This is a genomic window from Burkholderia sp. 9775_39 (genome assembly GCF_015712225.1).
GTDB classification, from domain to species: Bacteria; Pseudomonadota; Gammaproteobacteria; order Burkholderiales; family Burkholderiaceae; genus Burkholderia; species Burkholderia cenocepacia.
Genome location: NZ_JACCQC010000041.1, coordinates 19,924 through 37,789, shown reverse-complemented (window position 1 = coordinate 37,789; position 17,866 = coordinate 19,924). Strand labels below are relative to the sequence as shown.

Here is a 17,866-nt window from a genome sequence, read left to right as displayed (position 1 = left end):
TCAGGCCGTGTGCTTCACCGGCCCCGGATCGCTGTGGCTCGGCCGGCCCGTCTCGACGTGGCCCGCGAAGCGGCGCACGACCTTGTCGTCGCCGCCGCGCAGCGTGGTCGCGGTGATCGTCAGATCGTACCAGCCGTGGCTCGACGACAGCTCGAAGCGCGCCTCGATGCGCTCGCCCGGCGCCAGCGTGTAGGTGCGTGCATGCGCGTGGCTGTACGCGTTGTCGACCGTCACGCGGCAGCTCGCGCGCCCGCTGTTGCGCAGTTGCAGGTACACGTGGCGATTGCGCACGTCGTAGCCGATCTTGGCTTCGGGGTTCGCGTGGCGGCCGTCCGCGGCGAGCCGCGTGTTGCCCTGGAACTCGCACAGATAGCCGTTCGGGCCGTAGGCCGCGAGATGGTAGTCGCCGCGCGCGGCGGACGTGCTCCACGTGTCGACGAAGCGGTCGCGCGCGGACACCGCATAGCGGCGCGGCGGCGTCGCCGGGTTGCGGCGGTCGTACACGTAGAACGCGGCGCCCGCGTCGCCGGTGTTCGCGAAGTCGAGCGACACGGTGTCGTCATGCGCGCCCACGCGGCTATGCACGAACAGCTCGTACGGCAGCGCACGCGCCGGCCGCGTACCCGGCTCCTGCGCCGGCATCGACTGTTGCGCGGGCACCTGGTACGCCTGGCCGGCCGTCGCGAGGTGCTGCGGCACCGTGAAGCTCACCGTGCGCGTGTCGGGGCGCGCGGAGAAGTCGAACGCCGACGTGAGGTCGCCGCAGATCGACCGGCGCCACGCGCTGATGTTCGGTTCCTTCACGCCGAAACGCGCTTCGAGGAAACGCAGCACCGACGTATGGTCGAACGTCTCCGAGCAGACCCAGCCGCCCTTCGTCCACGGCGAGATGATGATCAGCGGCACGCGCGGCCCGAGGCCGATCGGCTGGATGCCGCCCGGGTCGGCGCCCGGCACGAGCGGGCTCATTTCGCCCGGATACTTGTTCAGGTCGAGCAACTCGTCGCCGAGGGTCGACAGCAGGTTCGACGACACGATCCCCTGCCCGCCCACGCCGCTCGTGACCGGCGGCACCGGCGGCACGACGTGATCGAACAGTCCGTCGTTCTCGTCGTAGTTCAGGATGAACACCGTTTTCGCCCACACTTCGGGGTTCGACGTCAGCGCCTCGAGCACCATGTTGATGTAGAACGCGCCGTCGGTCGGCGACGCCTGCGGGTGCTCGCTGTACTTGTACGGCGACACGATCCACGACACCTGCGGCAGCCGGTTCGCCTGCACGTCGGCCTTCAGCTCCGCGAGCGTGTGGTTCGATGCGCCCTTGTCGACCAGCGGGCCGCTCGCGCCTTCCTTCACCTGGAAGCGCTTGAAGAACATCAGCGAGTTGTCGGTGTAGTTGTCGGTCGGGTCGCCCGGGATGCCGGTGCCGCCCTGGTACACCTTCCAGCTGATCTTCGCGTTCTCGAGGCGTTCGGCGTAGGTCGTCCACGTGTAGCCGTTCACGTCGTTGCGCTCGCCGATGCCCGGGCCGTTCGGCGCGCTGCCGTAGACGTTGCGCGAATCGATCGTGCCGGTCCACAGGTAGATGCGGTTCGGCGCCGTGTCGGCGTGCGCGGAGCAGAAGTACGAATCGCAGATCGTGAACGCGTCGGCGAGCGCGTAGTGGTACGTGAGATCCTGGCGCTTCAGGTAGCCCATCGTCAGCACGTCCTGCTTCTGGTTCACCCACTGGTCCCACTGGCCGTTGTTCCAGGACAGGTGGCCGCTGCTCCAGCCGTGGTTGGTGCCCGGCTGGAATTCGGTCGTCTGCTTCGGATCGAGGTAGAACGGCAGCACGTACGGCGCGGACGGATCGAGCCCGCGCGAGTGGTAATTCTTCGTGAACACCGATGCCGGCGGCTGCTGCCACACCGGTGCGCCGTTCGGCAGCAGGTGCGGACGCGGGTCGTCGAAGCCGCGCACGCCGCGCAGCCCGCCGAAGTAATGGTCGAACGAACGGTTTTCCTGCATGAAGATCACGACGTGCTCGACGTCGCGGATCGTGCCGGTGCGATAGGCGGCCGGCATCGCCAGCGCATTGCGGATCGCGGGCGGAAAGCCCGCGTAGGCGGCCATCGCGCCGGCCGACTGCGCGGCGAGGCGCAGGAAATCGCGTCGATTGTTCGAGGACATGAAAAGCACCCTGTGGTCGGTGGGAGTGGGGTCGCCGGACGAGCGGGCCGGCGATCTGCGTCGCCGTTATTACCCCGCACCGGCATGTCCCGGCCGTGACCGGTTCCCGCAGGTTTCTTTGGGTGACCCACAGGATTTTTTTGGAAGCGGCGCACGGCGCGCCTTTCATGCGGCCGACATATGCATGCGTTACGCTGACGCGCGATGAAGAGGGGGGAGAAGCCGAGTCGTGTTCGATCAGCTGAAGGCGTTCCACGCGACCGTCCGGCAGGGCAGCATCACGCGCGCCGCGCGCCACCTCGGCGTGAGCCAGCCGACGATTGCCGCGCAGATCCGGCAGGTCGAGCAGGTGTACGGCGTCGAGCTGTTCTACCGCAGCGGCCGCAAGCTCGAGGTGACCGACACGGGCATCGAGCTGCTGCCGCTCGTCGAGCAGATGATCGCGCTCGAGGCGCAGGCCGACATCATGCTGCGCAACGTCGGCGGCCTGTTCGAAGGCCACCTGCGGATCGGCGCGACGGGCCCGTACTACATCATGGACGCGGTCGGCCGCTTCTCGAGCGCGCACCCGTCGATCGCGCTCACGTGCCGGATCGGCAACTCCGAGGAAATCCTGCAGGCGCTGCAGGAATTCCGCATCGATCTCGCGGTCTCGTCGCAGCGCAACGACGCCGACGGCCTGGAACGCAAGGTGATCTCGACCGATCCGCTGGTGCTCGTCGTGCATCGCCATCATCCGCTCGCGCGGTTCGATTCGATCGACCCGGCGCAGCTCGCCGACGTGCGGCTGCTGATCCGCGAGGAAGGGTCGGTCACGCGCCGCTGCACGGAGACGATCCTCGCCGCGGCCGGCGTCGCGGCCCCATCGGTCGCCGAGATCGGCAGCCGCGAAGCGATTCGCGAGGCGATCCTGCATGGCGTAGGCGGCAGCCTGTTTCCGCTCGGCGAGGCCGAGCGCCATCCGGACCTGCGCGTGATCGCGCTGCGCGGCGTCGACACGACGATCGACGAATACGTGTACTACCTGAAGGCGCGCCGCCAGAGCCCCGCGATCGACGCGTTCCTCGCGTGCATCCTGCCTGGCGACGGCGAAGCGGCCGATGCGATCGATGCGGCCGACACGGTTGAAACCGGACGAACGATGCGGCGGGTGAACGCGCGCTGAGCCGCCGCGCGTTCACCGCTTCCGCACACTACGTGGCGCTTTTCCCGCGCCTTCCCTCGTTGCTTTCCTCGTGCCTTCTTCTGTCGCGGCGCCGCGTCACTTCGGCAGCGCCGGAATCATCCAGGTCAGCACGTGCTGCTGCAGGAACACCAGCACGCCAAGCAACAGCGTGAGGATCACGCTGTGCCAGAAGGTGCGCGCGAACACGACGCCCTCCTGCCCTTTCAGGTCCGTCGTCGATACGCCCGTCGCGATGTTCTGCGGCGAGATCATCTTGCCCATCACGCCGCCCGACGAGTTGGTGGCGGCCATCAGCACCGGATCGAGGCCGAGCTGGCGCGCGGCGACGACCTGCAGGTTGCCGAACAGCGCGTTGCCCGACGTGTCGCTGCCGGACAGGAACACGGCGATCCAGCCGAGCGACGCGGACACCAGCGGGAACAGCGCACCGGTCGACGCGACGCCGGTGCCGAGCGTATAGCTGATGCCCGAGTAGTTCAGCAGGTACGCGAGCCCGACGATCATCATCACCGTGACGATCGCGATCCACGTCTGCCGCCACGTCTTCACCACGCATTCGACGAACGCGCCGGGGCCGGTACGCGTCAGCGCGGCCGTGACGATCGCCGACAGCAGGATCGCGGTGCCCGTGCCGAGCGGCTGGAAATCCCAGATCGCCGCATACGGCTTGTGGTACAGCGACACGTACACGGCGTTGTGCAGGCCCGGCCACTTGATCTTCACGTCGCCGATCGCCGCGACGTTCGCGTGTACCCACACGATCACGACCACCGACACGACGAGCCACGGCAACCAGCCGCCGAAGCCCGCGCGCGCGGCGCCGGCGGTGGCCGGCACGCTGCGCGCGAGCGCGTATTGCGGATCGGGCTGCGGCTTCCACACCTGCAGGAAGCCGATCGTCACGATCAGCGACGTGAGCGACGACAGCACGTCGGTGAGCTGGTAGCCGAGGAAGTTCGACGTGACGAACTGCGCGAGCGCGAAGCTGCCGCCCGACACGAGCAGCGCGGGCCACAGCTTCGCGATCGAGCGCAGCCCGCCGTATGCGCCGACCACGTAGAACGGCAGCAGCAGCGCGAAGAACGGCAACTGGCGGCCGACCATCTGCGCGAGCGTCGCGGGCGGCAGCGACGTGACCGCGCCGAGCACGGTGATCGGCACGCCGAGCGCGCCGAACGCGACCGGCGCCGTGTTGAACAGCAGCGTGTAGGTGAGCGCTTCGAGCGCGGGGAAGCCGAGCGCGATCAAGAGCGCGCTCGTGATCGCGACCGGCGTGCCGAATCCGGAGATCCCTTCGAGCAGACAACCGAACGAGAACGCGACGACGAGCAGCACGAGGCGGCGATCGTCGGGCAGGTTGTCGAGCATCCACTGCCGGAACTGGTCGAAGCGGCCCGACTTCACCGCGATGTTGTAGAGCAGCAGCGCGTTGAAGACGATCCACATCACCGGCACGACCGCGAGCGCCATGCCGGCGCCGACCGCGTTGAACGCGAGCCCGGCCGGCATCCCCCACGCGCCGATCGCGACCGCGAGGCCCGCGACGAGCCCGGCCAGCGACGCCTGCCACGCGGGGCGACGCAGCACGCCGAGCGCGATCAGCGCGACCGCGATCGGGATCGCGGCGACGAGGAACGACAGGAGCAGCGAGTGGGCGACGGGCGTCAACGGTTGCGCGAAGACGATGCCGGGCGGTAGGGCGTCGGTGGGATTCATCGTGTCTCCAGAGTCGACCCGGGCGCGCATGTCGATGTGCCGGGTTCGGGTCAAGGCGATGTCCTGCGGTCACGACCACGATCGGGCGCTTGCGTACGCAACGACGTTGCGCGGCCAACCGATCGGTCGCTTAAAAGAGGTTAGGAGGCGCGACGCGCTTGCACAAGGGGGGAGAAGCCCGATGCGGGCGAGCCGATGCGGACCGTCCGCCGCACGATGACCGGCAGATGGCGCGCAGCTGTCGCGTTCGACAGGCAACCCGTCGCGGCCGGCTCACCGGTGCGCGCGCAATGTTGCGCGACCGGAAAAGGTGACTGCCAGCCACGAGGATGTTTCGTTTGGCCTCCGAAGCCTAGACTGGCTGCATCGTTTCCGCCCGCGCCAGCAACGGCGCGGCACCGGAACCTCACGGAGCACACACGATGAAGACGATGAAACACGCGGCATGCGCGTTCGTGCTGATCGGCGCGGCGTTCGCCGCTCACGCGCAAGCCGCGTCGACGCTCACGCGCGCGCAGGTCCGCCAGGAGCTCGTGGAGCTGCAGGCCGCCGGCTACCGGACGAGCCTCGCAAGCAGTCCGGACTTTCCGGAAAACATGCAGGCGGTCATGCAGCGCGCGGCGCAGGCGCGCAGTGAGGGCGACGCGGCCGGTTACGGCAGCGACGGCCGGTCCCACACGGAATCGGGCAAGCCGATGCTGCCGCACGCGGCCGATCGCGGCACGTACGCGCATCACTGACCGGATCACCGACCCGATCACCGACGGAACCGGACGGATCGCGCGGCAGCGGCGCGGCGCACCCTGCGCCGGCCGGATGCGCGGTCGTCACACGCTGAAGCGGTTCAGCGTATAGGCGCGATAGGCGGCGACGAATGCGTCGAACGATCCGGCCTCCTTCGCTTCGAGCTCGGCCTGCTCGGCCAGCGACTTCGCGGCGAGCGCCTGCTCGGTGCGCAGCGTCTCGGCCGACGGCGGATGCGCGCGGAAATGCGCGGCATGCGCTTCGCTCTGCGCGAGCGCGAACGCGAGGAACGACTGGCCGTTCTCGCGCATCGTGCGCAGCACGCGCGCGGACGGCGTGCGTTCGGGATCGGCGAGCTTGTCGCGCTGCGCGGCGATCGCGCGCGCATGTTCGTCGCCGCCGCGGATTTCGTCGAGCCGGCGACCGACGATCTCGATATCGGCCATCAGTTCGTCGGCCCACTGCTGCAGCGTGATCGATCGGCCGTCGCGCGTCAGCGTGAGCCCCGGCTTGCGGCCGTCCATCGTCACGCTGCCGAAGTTCGCGTTCGCTTCCTTGTACGCGTCGCAGTCGAGCGGCGCGCTTTCGTCGAGTGCGCACGCGAGCAGGAACGCGTCGATGAAGCGCGCGGTCTCCAGCGCGATGCCGGTCGGCTCGAACGGATCGATGTCGAGGCAGCGCACTTCGATGTACTGGACGCCGCGCGACGCGAGCGCATGCAGCGGCCGCTCGCCCGAATACGTGACGCGCTTCGGCCGGATCGTCGAGTAGAACTCGTTCTCGATCTGCAGCACGTTCGTGTTGATCTGGATCCACTCGCCGTCGCGATGCGTGCCGATCGCCTCGTACGCCGGATACGGCTCGCTCACGGCCTTCGACAGCGCGTCGAGATAACCGGGCAGCGTGTTGTAGTCGACGTGCAGCGCGGCCTGGGCCGTCGTGTTCGAGTAGCCGAGATCGCTCATCCGCAGGCTGGTCGCATACGGCCGGTACAGCGTATCGGCGTCGAACGTGTCGAGTTTGTGCGGCTTGCCGCGCAGGAACCTGGTGTCGAGCACCGGCGACGCGCCGAACAGGTACATCAGCAGCCAGCTGCGGCGGCGGAAGTTGCGGATCTGCGCGAGATAGCGTTCCGACTGGTAATCGACGAGCGTCGCCGTGGACCCTTCTTCCGCATGCAGGCGCCGCCACACTTCCTCGTGCAGCGAGTAGTTGTAGTGAATGCCGGCGATGCACTGCATCGTGCGGCCGTAGCGATACGCGAGGCCGCGCCGGTACACCGTCTTCAGGCGGCCGATGTTCGACGTGCCGTAATCGGCGATCGGGATCTGGTCGTCGGCCGGCAGCAGGCCCGGCATCGAGTCGTTCCACAGCATCTCGTCGCCGAGCGATGCATAGACGTAGCGATGCAGATCGTCGAGGCGCTCGAGCGTGAGCGCGGCGTCGCGCTCGGCGGGCGTGATCAGTTCGATCAGCGCTTCGGAATAGTCGGTCGTCAGCGCCGGATGCGTGAGCGCCGAACCGAGCGCGCGCGGATGCGGCGTGAACGCGATCATCCCGTCGCGCGTCACGCGCAGGCTTTCCTTTTCGATGCCGCGCAGGCCGTCGGGCAGATGCTGCCGCGTCGGGCCCGAGCTCAGCGCGTCGAGGCGATTCAGCAGCAGTTCGGACTGGCGGTGAGTCATGGTGTTCGACATGGAGACGCAAGTGCGTGACGGCCGCGCGCAGAACGCCGCGCGCGGCCGGCTGGATTGTTGGTCGCTTCGTTGGTAGCGGGCACTTTAACATCTCGCCGGAACCCGCGCTTGAGGTGGCTCCGGGCATGGCGCACGGGCCTGAGCGGGCGATCGGACGGGCCGGGCGCGGCAGCGCCGGCCCCGATCGCCGGGTCGGGACGAGGCCGATCGGCACGCCGGCCAGCGGAATTCGTCGGATGGAACGGGCGCGGCGAACGGGGGGCGGCAGGTGCAACCGTGTCGCGGAATGGATCGGGAAACGACGCATCCGGAGACGTCGCACGCGCGGCCTCCGGCCGGTGCCGGAGGCGTGGCATCGCCATGACGGGCCACGTCACGCCGGCACTTGTCGCATGCCGGCGCCGCCTGCGCACCGGGTTGCAGCCCCGCCTTCCGGCGATCGCACCCGGCCGCGGGCCGCCGCGCCTACCCGCCGCGCGCGCCGCCTGCCCGGTCGGCCACTTCGTTCCACAGATGCAGCGCCGCATACGCACGCCACGGCCGCCAGCCTTCGGTGCGGTGCTTCTGGCTGGCGAGCCGGTCGAGCGCCGGGTCGCGCGCGGCGATCGACTGCATCAGCACGAGGTCGGATGCCGGCCACGCGTCCGGGTCGCGCCATGCACGCATCGCGATGTATTCGACCGTCCACGGGCCGATGCCGGGCAGGTCGAGCCACGCGCTGCGCAGCGTCGCGAGATCGGCATGCACGCGATCGACCGGCACGTCGCCGGCCGCCACCGCGCGCGCCACGCCGGTCAGCGCGGCCACCCGCTTGCCGGGCATCCCGATCTTGTCGAGATCGCACGCGGCCAGCGCGTCGGGTGTCGGAAACCGCCACGCGGGCGCGCCGTCGTCGTCCTGCATCACGCGTTCGCCGGCCCGTTCGACGAGCCGGCCGACGATCGTCGTCGCGGCCTTCACGCTCACCTGCTGGCCGACGATCGCGCGCACGGCCAGCTCGAACCCCGACCACGCGCCCGGCACGCGCAGCCCCGGCGCGGCGTCGACGAGCGGCGCGAACCACCGATCGCGCGCGAGCCCGTCGCCGATCGCGGCCGGATCGGCGCCGAGGTCGAACATCGTCGCGACGCGCGCGGCGAAGGCATCGTCGACGTGACGCGCGACCGCCCCTTCGACGGTCGCGATCAGGCAATGCTTGCGCGGGTGTTTCGTGACGGTGAGCCGGCCCGCATCGCCGTGCAGATCGACGATGCGGCGATATACACCGTCGGCGACCTGCTCGACACCCGGAATCGCGCGCCCGCTGAAGAAGCGCAGCACGCGCGCCCAGTCGTACGGCGCCTTGTAGCGCAGCTCCATCTGCGCGGACGGCGGCACTGGGCCGCCGTTCGCGAGGGACTTGATCGTTGTCGTCTCGATGCTCAAACCGCACTGCCCTCCGTCTCGGCTTCGGCTTCATCGTCATGAACGTGGCGCGCCTCGGCCGCGAGCAGCGTCGCCTTGCGGCGCACGCCCCAGCGATAGCCGGCGAGCGCGCCGCCCTTCTGCACGACGCGGTGGCACGGGATCGCGAGCGCGACCGGATTCGACGCGCACGCGGACGCGACCGCCCGCACCGCGCGCGGCGAGCCGAGCGCCTCCGCGATCTCCGAATAGCTGCGCGTCTCGCCGTACGGGATGTGCGTCAGCGCTTCCCATACGCGCTGCTGGAACGCGGTCGGCGCGATGTCGAGCGGCAGGTCGAATACGTGCCGCGTACCGTCGAGATACGCGCGAATCTGCGTGACGAACGGCGCGAGCCGCGCGGACGATTCGACCAGTTCGGCGCGCGCGAACGTGTCCTTCAGTTCGCCGACGAGCGACGCCGCGTCGTCGCCGAACGCGATCCGGCAGATGCCCTGTTCGGTGGCGGCGACCAGCACCGTGCCGAGCGACGTCGACGCGGTCGCATAGTCGATCCGCAGGCCCGCGCCCTGGCGGCGGAACGCGGACGGCGCCATCCCCAGCTCGCGCGGCACCGACGCATAGAGCCGCGACGGCGAGTTGAACCCCGCGTCGACGGCCGCCTGCGTGACCGGCTGCCCGCTTTGCAGCGCCTGCCGCAACGCCGCGCCGCGCTGCGCGGCCTGATACTGCCGCGGCGACACGCCGACCACGCGCTTGAAGAGCCGCTGCAGGTGGAACGGGCTCACGTGCACGGCGTCGCTCAACTGCTGCAGCGTCAGCCGCTCGGCCTGCGCGTCGAGCACCGCGCATGCGCGATTGACGATGTCCAGTTCGCGCGGCAGCCCTTCCGGCTGGCAGCGCTTGCAGGGCCGGAAGCCGGCCGCGCGCGCAGCGGCCGGATCGGTGAAAAAGGACACGTTCTCGCGGCGCGGCTGCCGCGACGCGCAGGTCGGGCGGCAAAACACGCCGGTCGTGCGGACACCATAGAAGAACGCGCCGTCCGCATGCGGATCGCGCTCGGTCACGGCGCCCCAGCGGGCATCATCGGTCGGATAGGCGGTTTTCATTTGAACCTCGCACTCTCTAGTGTAGATGGTGCCTACTCTAGCCATCGGCACATGCCGTCGCGCCCTGAATCTTGCTCTGTGATTCGTGCCGACGAATCGGGGCCACATCGATCGAGATAAATCCGACGAAACCCGCGCGGCGGCCGCTCCAGCGCGGTTTTCGTCATCGTCCCGTCACCATTTTGCTGCAGTGCGGATGCGACAAATCGCCGTCCTGACGTTTTTTTGCAATCGGAATATTGCGTCGCACCATCGCCGTGTGTATAGTTGGAACTGTCTCCTCCATGTCTCCTCCTGATATGGATTAAGCCCGTTCCGCACTGCGTGAACGGGCTTTTTTTCGTCCGTTGATTGTGCCGCGTTCCGGCCGGCGGCGCAGGCGCGATGCGTCTACACTCGATGTTCGTCGCCTGCGAAGGAGTCCCCCGTTCATGAAACCCACCATCCGCGGAATCGATCACATCGTACTGCGCGTGACCGACATGGCGGCGATGACGCGCTTTTACTGCGACGCCGTCGGTTGCCATGTGGAGAAGGAACAGCCCGATCTGGGCCTCGTGCAACTGCGCGCCGGCGACGCGCTGATCGACCTGCTGACGGTCGGCGGCCCGATCGACCGGCCCGACAGCGGCCCGCCCGGCACTGGGCGCAACCTCGATCACCTGTGCCTGCGCGTCGAGCCGTTCGATCCCGACGCATTGATCGCCCATTTCGCCGCGCATGGCGCGCGCCCCGGCGCGCCGGCCGAACGCTACGGCGCCGGCGGCTACGGGCCGTCGATCTACCTGTTCGATCCCGAAGGGAACATGGTCGAATTCAAGGGGCCGCCGGCCGCGCTCGGCTGAATGCGGCCGGCGCGCGGGCCGTTACGCGTCCGCGCGCGCCTTCAGTACCGTCCACTCGACCGCGACCGGATCGTGATCGGCGCTCGAGATCCACGCGGCGCCGTCCTGCACCGTGCACTGCAGGCGCATCGTGCGCTCGGCGAGCCGCCCGAGCGCGGCCGCGACGCCGTCGGCAAGCGACAGCACCTGCACGTTGCGCAGCCGTTCGACCTTGCTGCGCACGCCCTGCCACCAGATATCCGACGTCTTGCCGCCGTACGCGATCACCGTGACCTGTCCGGCGCGGCCGGCCGCCTTCGAGATGCGTCGTTCGTCCGGCTGGCCGGCCTCGATCCACACGTCGATCGCGCCCGTCAGATCCTTCTGCCACAGGTCGGGCTCGTCGACGTCCGACAGTCCCTTGCAGAACTCGAGCCGCTCGTGCGCGAACAGCGCGAACGCGACGATGCGCACCATCATCCGGTCGTCGGTTTCCGACGGATGGCGCGCCACTGTCAGCGCGTGATCGGCGTAGTAATGCCGATCCATGTCGGCGATTTGCAGCTCGGCTTTGTAGATCGTGGATTTCAGCGCCATGCGGATGCGGCCCGGGCGGGCATTCGGTTCGGTCGGGCCGTGATGATACCGAATGCGCGCCGTCCGGCGTGCGTGATGCACGATCCACAGCGCAACGGCCCGGCATGCGCCGGGCCGTGATCGGTTCGCGCCGCCGGCTCATCGAGCCGGCGCGCTCGCGCGTCGTACGACTGCGCGGGGAATGGACGGTTACTGCTTGACGAAGCGCGAATCGGTCCAGAGGCCTTGCTGGTCGCTGTTGTCGGCGCTGACGAACTGCACGTCGCCCTGATCGACCGACACCACGCGGAAGCGCTGGCCTTCCGGCACCGACAGGCAGCGGAAGTCGTCGAAATACTGCTGCTTCGCCTGCGACTTGCCGTCACGCTCGTGACTCAATACGGAGTCCAGATTGTCTTTCGACAGACAGCCCCATGCGTTCTTCGTCAGCTGGATTTCCTGCTTCGGCTTGACGGCCGAATCGCCGCCGGCCTGCGCAATCGACACAGCGCAAAACGCGCCGACAAGGGCAAAGAGGACACCGGTACGCTTCATCATGTTCTGTCTCCAGGCTTGCGGGCACCAGGCTGGGTTAGCTATGTGTTTAAAGGTGATCGTGAACCCGCGTTTTTCACTTTAGAAGACCGGTAAACGATAGCAAGCACATTTGTTGTGCGACCGCAATAGCGGCGGATTGTCGCACCCCGTGCGCAGCCTGTTTTCGCGCAGTGTGCGCGACAGGTAAAAGCGGACTGCCCGGCGGACAGCCTCGTCATGCCGGGCGGAAAGCGTTATCCGGCAAGGCTTTCATCCCAGTTACATTGCAGCGATTGAACGGTTTGGATAATCCATTTCGATATCCGGATCATTTTGATGCGCCGCACATAAAGTCATCCGAAACGATTCCACTTTACCGCAGCGCGCAATCGCATTTACCTGATACAAGAAAAATGCCAGATATAAGCGGATCCGTATTTATCCGTAGTTCCCGCGTCTATTCGGCGCCCGCGAAGCCCCGTCGCAAGCGCCTTTCACCGATGGCGTTTACCCTGCCTTATTCACACCGACCCGCTGCCGCTCGAAATAATCGCGCTGGAAGATGCACATCCGATAAGCGTTGTGATACGCGCCATTCCCGAAAAATTCTTCCTTCAATTCGGCCTCGTGCTGGAATCCGCATTTCTCGTACACGTGAATCGCCGCCGCATTCGACGTATCGACGATCAGGTACAGCTTGCGCATGTTCAGCACCTTGAACGCGTACTCGATCGCGAGGCGCGTCGCCTGGCCCGCATAGCCGCGCCCCTGGCACTGCGGCGCGATGATGATCTGGAACTCGCCGCGGCGGTGGATGTAGTCGAGCTCGATCAGCTCGACGAGGCCGACGAGTTCATCTTGCGCATCGACCGCGACGAAACGGCGCTCGCGCTGGTCGTGTACGTGGCGGTCGTACAGTTGCGACAGTTCCGAGAAGGTTTCGTACGGCTCCTCGAACCAGTAGCGCATGATCTTCGCGTCGTTGTTCAGCTCGTGGACGAAGCGCAGGTCCTGGCGCTCCAGCGGCCGCAGCGCGAGCGTGTTGGTATCGTTCTGGAGTTGCATGTTCGTGTCCTTTTTGAGGCCGGCGCACGTGCGGAACGCCCGCGCGGCGCGGCCGCGTTCGGGCCCGTTTCGCACTGTAAGAAATTGAACGCGGGCGAAGTTCAGAGCCTAGAATGGGAGCAAGGGTTCCTGCCACCGCAAGGAGGCTATCGTGATCGAGCAAGTCATCCTCGGAATTTTCCTCGTGCTGCCGCTCGTCATCGTGGCTGCGCTGTTTTCCGACGAACTCTGGCAGGAGCACCGTCGCCAGCATCCGCGCGACGAGAACGCACCGCACATCGACTGGAAGCATCCGTGGCGCCGCGTGCGACGCGGGCATTGACGTCGATCGTCGCCATCCGCAACGCGCGCCGGCCGGGGCAGCGCGGGCCGCGTAACATGCCGGGCACGGCCCTTGCGCTTCGATCCGATTCCCGCCCCACCCGCGAGACGCCGACGTGAACGACAAGCCCACCCTTCCTCCGCACGATATCCCGAACGAAACGATCGACCTGCAGATCGCCGATGTCCTGGCGGCCGTCCGCTATCCGGCGAACAAGGATGCGATCGTCGATGCCGCGCGCGACGCCGGCGCCAGCAACGAAGTGCTGTCGATGCTCGACGGCCTGCCCGAGCAGGACTACGCGGACGTCGATGCCGTCACGCGCTGGGTCGCCGGCAACTTCGGCCCCGGGCTCGGCATTTGAGCGCAGCCCGATAACGCGATAGGATCGGGCCGCACCGGTCGCGCCGCGATCGGCAGGCGTGCCGCCCGGCGCAAGATCGGGTGCGTCGCACGCGTGTCCGGGGGACTCCATGGAAGGCATCCTGATCCAGCACACGACGCAACGTCAGCTGTGGTTCGGCGCGCTGACGGCGCTCGTCATCCTGCTCACGCTCGGAATCGCCGCGCCGCATGCGAACGTCGCGCTGCCACCCGTCGAGCCCTTCATGCCGATGTGCGCGCTCACCGTGTTCACGACCGCGAGCATCGCCGCGTTCTTCCTCGGCGCGCAGTTCACCGTGACACGCCAGCCCGTGCTCGGTGCGCTCGGCGGCGCCTATGCGTTCACCGCGCTCGCCGTCGCGCTGCAACTGCTCACCTTTCCCGGCGTGTTCGCGCCACATGGCCTGCTCGGCGCGCGCCCGCAAAGCGCCGCATGGATGTGGGTCTTCTGGCATGCCGGCTTTCCGTGCTTCGTGATGGGCGCGCTGTTCGCACGCGAACGGCTGACGCGCGCCCCGGTCGGCGCGAAAGAGACGCGCCGCTGGACCCTCGCGCTCGTCGGTGGGCCGGCCATCGCGGCGGCGCTGCTGTGCGTGCTCGCGCTGAACGTGTCGCTGCCGCCCGCGTTCCATCCGCCGCGCGACGCGGCCGTGCTGCCCGTCAACGGCATCGCGCTCGTCGTGTGGATCCTCAACGCGCTCGCGCTCGTGGCCGTGCTGGTCACGGGCCGGCTGCGCACGACACTCGACCTGTGGCTCGCGATCGCGGTGCTCGCCTGTCTCACCGATACGACGCTGAACCTGCTGTCCACCAACCGCTTCACGGTCGGCTGGTATGTCGCGCGCGTGTTCAGCATGTTCACGCCCGGCGTGCTCGTGTGCGTGCTCGCGTGGGAAGTGACGATGCTGTATCAGCAGTTGTTCGAAGCGCACGCGACGCTGATCCGCTCTTCCGCGCGCGACGGTCTCACGGGCGCGTTCAACCGCAGCCACTTCAACGACCATTTCCATACGCTGTTCCTGCAGGCGCGGCGGCAAGGCGAACCGCTGTCGCTGCTGATGGTCGACGTCGATCGCTTCAAGGCGTACAACGACGCGTTCGGTCACGTGAAGGGCGATGCGTGCCTGATCGCCGTCGCGAATGCACTGGCCGGCGCGGTGCGGCGGCCGGCCGACATCGTCGCGCGCTACGGCGGCGAGGAGTTCGCGATCGTGCTGCCGAACACCGGCGCGCGCGGTGCGCGGATGGTGGCCGACGAAGTGCGCGAAGCCGTGCTGCGGCTCGACCTCGCGATGCCCGACTCGCCGACCGGCCGCGTGAGCGTCAGCGTCGGCTGTGCGACCGTGTCGGCCGACGATCTGTCGACCCCCGACGCGTTGATCGAAGCTGCGGATGCCGCGCTGTATCGCGCGAAGGATGCGGGGCGAAACCGGGTCGTCGTCGCCTGAAAACGTCTGCTGTTTGGCGAATTGTTACGGTCATTGTGACCGGAATAATCCGCCGTTACGGATTGCGGCGCGGGGATACGATCGCTTACAGCCCGGGCTGGAGCCGCTCGCTATGCTGGGTTTCATATTGAACCCGAGCAGGTGAACGCGATGAAGAAGGCCCTTTTGCTGATTGCCGGCGTCGCCGTGTTGTTGAGCGGCTGTATCGTCGTGCCTGATGGTGGCGGGTATTACGGTGGGGGTGGGTATTACCATCATCATCGTCATTGGGATTGACGTCTTCCGACCGAGCACTGCGTGATCATTCCGGATGTTTGAATTCGTTTCGGCATCCGGCAATGACGATGCGTGAGCGCCCATGCCGTTCGTACTCGATGGCACGCCGCTGGCAGCGGCAACGGACAGTTCCGTGCCCGCTCACTTCCCGATACAAAACCTGCTGAAAATCACCCCCAGCAGATCATCCGACGTGAACTCCCCGGTAATCGCATTGAGCTGCTCCTGCGCGAGCCGCAGCTCTTCGGCAAACAGATCGAGCGACTGCGCACGCTGCTCCGCATGATCCGCCGCCTGCGCGAGATGTTCCTGCGCGGCCCGCAGCGCGATCAGATGCCGCTCGCGCGCGAGATACACACCCTCGGCCCCCGCCTGCCACCCGGCGATCCGCAACAGCTCCGCACGCAGCATGTCGATCCCGTCGCCGCGTTTCGCCGACAGATGCACCTCGGTCAGATCGCCTTCCGCCGCCGGATGCTCGACGCATGCCGGCACGCCGGTCAGGTCCGTCTTGTTCAGCACGCGCACCACCGGCACGCCGGCCGGAAACCGCGCGGCGATCGTTTCGTCGTCCGCCGTCATCCCCGTGCGCGAATCGAGCAGATGCAGCACGACGTCCGCGCGCTCGATCTCGCTCCACGTGCGCGCAATGCCGATCCGTTCGACTTCGTCCTCCGTCTCGCGCAACCCGGCCGTATCGATGATGTGCAGCGGAATCCCTTCGACCTGGATCGTCTGCGCCACCTTGTCGCGCGTCGTGCCGGCAATCGGCGTGACGATCGCCAGCTCGGCGCCCGCCAGCGCATTCAGCAGCGACGACTTGCCGACGTTCGGCTGCCCCGCGAGCACGACCGACAGCCCTTCACGCAACAACGCGCCCTGCCGCGCATCGCCGAGCACGTGCGCGAGTTGCGCGCGGATCTTCGCGAGCTTGCCGCGCGCGTCGGCCGCTTCGAGGAAGTCGATTTCCTCCTCGGGAAAATCGAGCGTCGCCTCGACCAGCATCCGCAGCGTGATCACGTCGTCGACGAGCGCGTGGATCTGCCGCGAGAACGCGCCGTCGAGCGAACGCCCGGCCGAGCGCGCCGCGGCCTCGGTGCTCGCCTCGATCAGGTCGGCGACGGCCTCGGCCTGCGCGAGGTCGAGCTTGTCGTTCAGGAACGCGCGCCGCGTGAATTCGCCCGGTTCCGCCAGCCGCAGCCCGAAGCCGCGCCCCGCATCCAGGCAGCGCTGCAGCAGCAGCTGCATCACGATCGGCCCGCCATGCCCCTGCAGCTCGAGCACGTGCTCGCCTGTGTACGAATGCGGCGCGGGGAAATACAGCGCGATCCCGCGGTCGAGCGGCGCGCCGTGCGCGTCGAGAAACGGCACGTAGCTCGCATGACGCGGCGCGAGCTTCTGCCCGCACAACGCGTCGATCAGCGGCAGCGCGGCCGCCTCGCCGCCGCGCCCGAACGACACGCGGACGACCCCGATGCCGCCCCGGCCGGCAGCGGTGGCAATGGCGACGATCGGATCGGAATCGGTAGCGAGCATGGGAATCGGAGAAATCGGGTAATCAGCGAGTCAATGGTGCGCCCGCGCAACAGTTCGGGCACCGGAACGCCGGCATTGTAGCGTGCCGGCTCACACGCCACCGGCCGCGCCGCCGGATTCGGACACGCCCGAATTTATCCCGCCGGGGATAAGCCGAGTATCAGTTCGGCGTCGTGACACACCGGCCATTTCGGACGAGTATGCGTGCCCGAGGGGCTTGGCACTACGTCCCTCAATTTCGTTCCCCATCCTGATCAAGGGTGAGATTCGTCCGAACAAGATACGTTTATCCCATATGGTTGTCTGGGACGCGGCGATGGAATTGCACAATCTCCCCATGCCGACATCCGAAGAAAAAGCCGCGTTCTCGGAACGCCTGAAATTCGCCCTGCGGCGCAGCCCGGAGAAGGTCACGGGCGCGACGGAACTGGCGAATCGATTCAATCTGCGTCATCGCGGAACGCACCCCGTTTCGCCGCAAACCGCGCACAAATGGCTGACGGGCCGCACGATCCCGACGTCGGACAAACTCGAAACGCTCGCCGAATGGTTGCGCGTCGAAGTGCACTGGCTGCATTACGGGCCGTCGCCGAGCGTGATCGAACATCCGACGCCGCAACCGCTGCCGCGCGACGAACGTTATCCGCCGACACCCGAGACGATCGAACTCGCATCGAAGATCGAGGCCTTGTCGCCGCATCAGCGCTACCTCGTGCAGGAACTGGTCGAGCAGTTCTACGGCGATCCGAAACTCGAAGCGAAGAAAGCCTGAACGGCAGCAGCCGCACGCGCCGCCGGCGTCGTCGCCGCGAAACAAAAAAGCCGCATGGTCACGAACCATGCGGCTTTTTTTGCGAGCATCGCGGACGG

General features: G+C 67.5%; 17 protein-coding genes. 8 read left to right on the top strand and 9 right to left on the bottom strand.

All coding sequences use genetic code 11. From position 1 onward, the window contains the following. On the bottom strand, positions 1 to 2,172 hold the full coding sequence (locus tag H0X90_RS32945) for a phosphocholine-specific phospholipase C (protein ID WP_077190219.1): 2,172 nt from the start codon (positions 2,170 to 2,172) through the stop codon (positions 1 to 3). A 229-nt stretch (positions 2,173 to 2,401) separates the two neighbouring features. On the opposite strand from H0X90_RS32945, the gene H0X90_RS32940 reads away from it, so the two are divergent. After that, positions 2,402 to 3,337 carry a LysR family transcriptional regulator gene (locus H0X90_RS32940; RefSeq protein WP_060212266.1) on the top strand — a complete coding sequence of 312 codons (936 nt, stop codon included), beginning with the start codon at positions 2,402 to 2,404 and terminating at the stop codon, positions 3,335 to 3,337. A gap of 96 nt (positions 3,338 to 3,433) precedes the next feature. Here the strand turns inward: H0X90_RS32940 and H0X90_RS32935 are convergent, their stop codons facing one another. Continuing rightward, the gene (locus H0X90_RS32935) at positions 3,434 to 5,074 is read right to left on the bottom strand and encodes an L-lactate permease (protein WP_060263592.1); all 1,641 of its coding nucleotides are present in this window, start codon (positions 5,072 to 5,074) and stop codon (positions 3,434 to 3,436) included. A gap of 422 nt (positions 5,075 to 5,496) precedes the next feature. Between H0X90_RS32935 and H0X90_RS32930 the strand changes: the two genes are divergently transcribed. Next, on the top strand, positions 5,497 to 5,814 hold the full coding sequence (locus tag H0X90_RS32930) for a DUF4148 domain-containing protein (protein ID WP_034201206.1): 318 nt from the start codon (positions 5,497 to 5,499) through the stop codon (positions 5,812 to 5,814). 87 nt (positions 5,815 to 5,901) lie between these two features. On the opposite strand, the gene gshA is transcribed toward H0X90_RS32930, so the two are convergent. The 3 genes from gshA to ada all read right to left on the bottom strand — a co-directional run bounded on the left by gshA (position 5,902) and on the right by ada (position 10,028). Further along, complete coding sequence (gshA, locus tag H0X90_RS32925; RefSeq protein WP_062911117.1) at positions 5,902 to 7,515, bottom strand: glutamate--cysteine ligase; 1,614 nt, start codon at positions 7,513 to 7,515, stop codon at positions 5,902 to 5,904. A 465-nt stretch (positions 7,516 to 7,980) separates the two neighbouring features. After that, complete coding sequence (locus H0X90_RS32920; protein WP_077190217.1) at positions 7,981 to 8,940, bottom strand: DNA-3-methyladenine glycosylase; 960 nt, start codon at positions 8,938 to 8,940, stop codon at positions 7,981 to 7,983. Beyond that, positions 8,937 to 10,028 (bottom strand): bifunctional DNA-binding transcriptional regulator/O6-methylguanine-DNA methyltransferase Ada, encoded by a 1,092-nt coding sequence (gene ada, locus H0X90_RS32915; RefSeq protein WP_077190216.1) that lies wholly within the window; start codon positions 10,026 to 10,028, stop codon positions 8,937 to 8,939. The genes H0X90_RS32920 and ada overlap by 4 nt, the downstream gene beginning before the upstream one ends. Before the next feature lie 431 nt (positions 10,029 to 10,459). Here ada and H0X90_RS32910 point away from each other — a divergent pair, with 431 nt between their 5' ends. Next, positions 10,460 to 10,873, top strand: a complete 414-nt coding sequence (locus H0X90_RS32910) for a VOC family protein (RefSeq protein WP_006498690.1) — start codon at positions 10,460 to 10,462, stop codon at positions 10,871 to 10,873. Positions 10,874 to 10,894: 21 nt separating this feature from the next. Here the strand turns inward: H0X90_RS32910 and H0X90_RS32905 are convergent, their stop codons facing one another. The 3 genes from H0X90_RS32905 to speG form a co-directional block, all read right to left on the bottom strand. After that, positions 10,895 to 11,449 (bottom strand): YaeQ family protein, encoded by a 555-nt coding sequence (locus H0X90_RS32905; protein WP_006498691.1) that lies wholly within the window; start codon positions 11,447 to 11,449, stop codon positions 10,895 to 10,897. A gap of 189 nt (positions 11,450 to 11,638) precedes the next feature. Beyond that, on the bottom strand, positions 11,639 to 11,986 hold the full coding sequence (gene sap1, locus H0X90_RS32900) for a surface attachment protein Sap1 (protein WP_006489950.1): 348 nt from the start codon (positions 11,984 to 11,986) through the stop codon (positions 11,639 to 11,641). Between the two features lie 486 nt (positions 11,987 to 12,472). Next, a complete protein-coding gene (speG, locus tag H0X90_RS32895) occupies positions 12,473 to 13,030 on the bottom strand; it encodes a spermidine N1-acetyltransferase (protein ID WP_077190239.1) in 558 nt (185 codons plus the stop codon). A 151-nt stretch (positions 13,031 to 13,181) separates the two neighbouring features. Between speG and H0X90_RS32890 the strand changes: the two genes are divergently transcribed. The 4 genes from H0X90_RS32890 (at position 13,182) to H0X90_RS36110 (ending at position 15,460) form a co-directional block, all read left to right on the top strand. After that, complete coding sequence (locus tag H0X90_RS32890; protein WP_006489933.1) at positions 13,182 to 13,352, top strand: hypothetical protein; 171 nt, start codon at positions 13,182 to 13,184, stop codon at positions 13,350 to 13,352. 115 nt (positions 13,353 to 13,467) lie between these two features. Next, positions 13,468 to 13,716: a DUF2795 domain-containing protein gene (locus H0X90_RS32885; protein WP_077190214.1), complete on the top strand. Its 249-nt coding sequence runs from the start codon at positions 13,468 to 13,470 to the stop codon at positions 13,714 to 13,716. 109 nt (positions 13,717 to 13,825) lie between these two features. Then, the gene (locus H0X90_RS32880; RefSeq protein ID WP_048989077.1) at positions 13,826 to 15,184 is read left to right on the top strand and encodes a sensor domain-containing diguanylate cyclase; all 1,359 of its coding nucleotides are present in this window, start codon (positions 13,826 to 13,828) and stop codon (positions 15,182 to 15,184) included. Between the two features lie 150 nt (positions 15,185 to 15,334). Continuing rightward, positions 15,335 to 15,460: a hypothetical protein gene (locus tag H0X90_RS36110; protein ID WP_256097665.1), complete on the top strand. Its 126-nt coding sequence runs from the start codon at positions 15,335 to 15,337 to the stop codon at positions 15,458 to 15,460. 141 nt (positions 15,461 to 15,601) lie between these two features. On the opposite strand, the gene mnmE is transcribed toward H0X90_RS36110, so the two are convergent. Then, positions 15,602 to 16,996: a tRNA uridine-5-carboxymethylaminomethyl(34) synthesis GTPase MnmE gene (gene mnmE / locus H0X90_RS32875; protein WP_006489926.1), complete on the bottom strand. Its 1,395-nt coding sequence runs from the start codon at positions 16,994 to 16,996 to the stop codon at positions 15,602 to 15,604. Positions 16,997 to 17,333: 337 nt separating this feature from the next. Here mnmE and H0X90_RS32870 point away from each other — a divergent pair, with 337 nt between their 5' ends. Further along, positions 17,334 to 17,768 carry a transcriptional regulator gene (locus H0X90_RS32870; protein ID WP_006489946.1) on the top strand — a complete coding sequence of 145 codons (435 nt, stop codon included), beginning with the start codon at positions 17,334 to 17,336 and terminating at the stop codon, positions 17,766 to 17,768. Positions 17,769 to 17,866: the final 98 nt, after the last annotated feature.